Genomic DNA, 4,226 nt, shown 5'->3' with positions numbered 1-4,226 from the left:
CGCCGGCTTCCGTGGCGACTTGAACCGTGTCGCCGGAAAGCGCGCTGATTTCGGCGGCTGCGGCCTGACTGCGTTCCGCAAGCTTGCGCACTTCGGACGCGACGACCGCAAAACCTTTGCCATGCTCGCCGGCGCGAGCGGCCTCGACCGCGGCATTCAGCGCGAGCAGGTCGGTCTGGCGGGCAATTTCCTGCACGATGGAGATCTTCTCGGCGATCGTGCGCATGGCGCCGACGGCACGATTGACAGCCTGGCCGGAAGCTTCGGCATCCCTGGAGGACTGGCGGGCGATCTTTTCGGTCTGGGCGGCGTTGTCAGCGTTCTGCTTGATGTTGGCGGCCATCTGTTCCATGGACGCGGAGGCCTCTTCGGCCGAGGAAGCCTGTTCGGTCGCGCCTTGCGAGAGCTGCTCGGAGCTCGCCGAAAGTTCCTGGCTGCCGGAGGAGACGTTGTTGGCTGCGGAAAGGGCGTCGGCAACGACACCGCGCAGGCGTTCCACCATGCTCCGCAGGGAAATACCCAGAACGTCCTTGTCGGAGAGCGGCTTCGGCGTGACCGTCAGGTCACCATTGGCGATCTGGTCGGCAACGCTCGCGGTGCCGCGCAGGTTGGCCACCATGCTTTGCATGGCGATCCCAAGCGCGTCCTTGTCGGAGAGGGGTTTTGCCTCGACGGTGAGGTCACCCGCGGCGATGCGGTCGGCGATCGCTGCTATATCGCGCAGGTTTCCGGTCATGATGTTGACGATGTCGATGAGATCCCGGATCTCGTCGTTGGTCTTGACTTCGACTTTCTGTTCGAGATCCCCGATCGAGACAGCGGTGGCGGCAAAAGCGATTTTCTTAAGGCCGCTGTTGATGCCCAAAGCGATCCAGACTGCGGCGACGATGCCGATGACGGCGGCAATGGCAGACAGGACAAGCACGAAGGTGCGGGTTTGAGCATACTGTTCGTCAGTAGCCTGATCCGCCGCCTTCATCTGGCTCCTTGCAGCCTCGACGCGTTTGTCGATGGCGTCTTCTATGTCATCGATCAGCGCGCGGCCTTCGCCGGCAATGGTCGCAATCGCTTCTGCCGAATTACCGCTGCGAATGAAGTTACGGACACGGCCATCAAGTTCCACGGTGCGCTGAAATTTGGCCTCGACGTCTCTCCAAGCTTGGCGGCCCTCTTCGGTCGATGCGAGTTCATGGAGTCGTTTCAGCGTATCCTTGAAATTCTGCTGGTTCCGGTCGCTGGCCTCGGCATAGATATCGAAGTCCTTCGAAGTGGTCGCGTTCGCCATGTTCATCTGCGCGCGCGTCAGGCGCAGCTGAAAGTTGCTCAGGTTCTGAGCCGTCTCCAGCCGCGCTGCCGGTCCTTCGATCAGCCTGCCGACTGCATCGTTCAGGTTGGAGAGGCTGTAGATGCCGAAGCCCGCAACGGCGATCAGAAGAGTAATGATCAGGCCGTATGTGAGCGCCAGCTTTAGTTTGATTGTAAACCGCATCTGCTATCCCTTCAAAGTTTCCGGCCGCGCACTGACTGCCGTCCGCATGAGTTTCTCATATTGGGGCCACACGCTCCCCGGAACGCCGGTAAGTTCAGTCCCGGTGTCACCATGCTGCGGAGCCTGCACGATGCTTTGTCTCTTCCTTTCGCGTCCCGCGTCATGCGCTCGCCCTGAAATCGTCGTCATCCGCATCCGGACCGCCGACCGACATGTCGAGGGCAAAGCCCTTGGCTCGGGCCTGCTGCGCTTTAACCGAATGGTCGGCCGCTCTGGACGCGGAGGACTTCGTTGCGGGTCGCGCGTTAGGCTGGGCGGCGGGCATTCTTCCGGCAGATGGAGACCGCTCCTGCGAACCGGCTCTATCGACCTTGAAGAAGGCGATCGAAGCCTGCAGTTCCTCGGCCTGAGCGGCGAGCTCCTCGGAGGTCGAAGACATTTCCTCAGAAGCGCCGGCATTCTGCTGGGTTACCTTGTCGAGCTGCTGGATCGCCTCGTTGATCTGCGAGGCACCCACGTCCTGCTCGCGGCAGGCGGCGGAAATCTCGGAAACGAGCTCGGCCGTCTTCTGGATCGCGGGAACGAGCTTGTTGAGCATCTCCCCGGCTTCCGTTGCAACCTGTACGGTGTCGCCGGAAAGGGAGCTTATCTCCGCTGCGGCGGCTTGAGAGCGTTCGGCAAGTTTGCGGACCTCGGAGGCGACGACCGCAAAACCCTTGCCATGTTCACCCGCGCGGGCGGCCTCGACGGCGGCATTCAGAGCGAGAAGGTCTGTCTGGCGGGCGATCTCCTGGACGATGGAGATTTTTTCGGCGATCGTGCGCATGGCCGTAACGGCGCGGCCGACGGCCTCACCTGAGGTTTCCGCATCGCGGGAAGACTGGCGTGCGATCTTTTCCGTCTGCGCGGCGTTGTCGGCATTCTGCTTGATGTTTGCCGCCATCTGCTCCATCGAGGCGGAGGCTTCTTCCGCCGAGGAAGCCTGTTCGGTGGCACCCTGCGAGAGCTGCTCCGAACTTGCGGAGAGCTCCTGGCTGCCCGACGAGACGTTGTTGGCCGCGGAGAGTGCATCGGCAACGACGCCGCGCAGGCGCTCTACCATGCTTTCGAGCGCGAGACCCAGCGTATCTTTATCGGAAAGCGGCTTCGGCGTGACCATCAGATTGCCGTTGGCGATCTGGTCAGCGATACTGGCGGTGTTGCGCAGGTTGCCGGTCATCACGTTGATCGTGTCGACCAGGTCCTTGATCTCGTCGTTCGTCTTGATCTCGACGTTCTGGTTGAGGTCGCCGATCGCAACTGCTTCTGCAACCGCCATGATCTTGCGAAGACCGGAGTTGATGCTGAGTGCAATCCAGATGGCGGTTGCCGCCGCCGTGATGACCGCGATCACGGCAATCACGATCATGAGCGAACGTGTGGCCCAGTAATTGGCTTCCGCTTCGTTGTTCGACTTTTGCATCCGGTCGCGGTTGATCTGCACTGCTTCCTCGAGCTGGGCGGTAAGTTCTGCAATCGCCTCTCGGCTTTCTCCGGAGGAGAGGTCGAGCGCTTCCTGCATGTTGCCGCGTTTGACGGCCGCATCGACCTTTTCGTTTGCGCCGTGGTTGGCTGATGCCAGTGCGCGTGTCGTGTCCCAGAATTGCTTCTGATCGGCTGTCGCCGTGGAAACGAGTTCGTCCAGCAGTGCAAGGAATTCCTGTTCTAGCTTGCCACCGTCGGTATAGAACTTTTCGATTTCCGCCGGTGATGTAGCCAGCAGCATATTCTTCTGCGCTCGGATGCGATTGAGCGACAGGATGTTCATCTGCTGGATTTTGTCGAGCCGGGTTGCCGCGACCTCCGTGACGTAGGTCATGGCTTCATTGGCAGTACCCAGGCTGTAGATTCCGTAGCCGGCCGTACCGATCAGCATGCTGACAAGAAAGCCGAAGGCCAGTCCTAATTTGAGCTTGATCGTAAATCGCATAACCTTATCCCCAAAGGCAATGAATGCATCAGTCGTGCTTTCCTTTCGTCTTGCCGGAAAGCGGTTTGAAGCAGGAAGACCGATACATTCACTCTTCTGCGATCGTCCGGGCCAGTCGGACAGCCATGCGCTACATGCACCTGGCCATCCCAAGGCCGTTTGAGCGGCCCTGGGTGAATTCTGTTAAAGGCCTCAGGCGCTTTCGCGGAAGTTTTCGTCGTCCGCGTCGGGGCCGCCCATCGACATATCGAGGGCAAAGCCCTTGGCACGGGCCTGCTGGCTCTGCACCGAATGATCAGGCTTGTGGAACTGAGGTGCTGCCGGGCGGTGCGCCGGCCTTGTTGCCGGCTTCGAGGCGGTAACAGCAGCCGCAGCCCGCTTTGCCAGCTTATTGCCGCCATTCTGGTCGACCTTGAAGAAGGCGATCGAGGCCTGCAGTTCCTCCGCCTGCGATGCGAGCTCTTCCGAGGTGGCCGACATCTCCTCCGAAGCGCCGGCATTCTGCTGGGTTACCTTGTCGAGCTGCTGGATCGCCTCGTTGATCTGTGAGGCGCCGATATCCTGCTCGCGGCAGGCCGCGGAGATCTCGGAGACCAGCTCGGCCGTCTTCTGGATATCCGGAACCAGCCTGTTCAACATCTCGCCGGCTTCCGTGGCGACTTGAACCGTGTCGCCGGAAAGCGCGCTGATTTCGGCGGCTGCGGCCTGGCTGCGTTCCGCAAGCTTGCGCACTTCGGACGCGACGACCGCAAAACCTTTGCCATGCTC

The 4,226-nt window shown here is 60.9% G+C and carries 3 protein-coding genes; all 3 read right to left on the bottom strand.

The window, feature by feature from the left end; genetic code table 11:
• On the bottom strand, window positions 1-1,489 hold a 1,489-nt coding region (locus tag ABK249_RS33625; RefSeq protein WP_348864910.1), incomplete at its 3' end, for a HAMP domain-containing methyl-accepting chemotaxis protein.
• Window positions 1,490-1,649: 160 nt separating this feature from the next.
• Window positions 1,650-3,458, bottom strand: a complete 1,809-nt coding sequence (locus tag ABK249_RS33620; RefSeq protein ID WP_348864909.1) for a methyl-accepting chemotaxis protein — start codon at window positions 3,456-3,458, stop codon at window positions 1,650-1,652.
• 192 nt (window positions 3,459-3,650) lie between these two features.
• Window positions 3,651-4,226 (bottom strand): methyl-accepting chemotaxis protein (locus ABK249_RS33615; protein ID WP_348864908.1); only part of this gene is annotated, 576 nt, incomplete at its 5' end.

Origin of the sequence: Neorhizobium phenanthreniclasticum (assembly GCF_040066075.1) — a bacterium.
GTDB lineage: Bacteria > Pseudomonadota > Alphaproteobacteria > Rhizobiales > Rhizobiaceae > Neorhizobium > Neorhizobium petrolearium.
The sequence above is the reverse complement of the archived record's forward strand: the minus strand, read 5'-3'. Positions and strand labels throughout refer to the sequence as shown.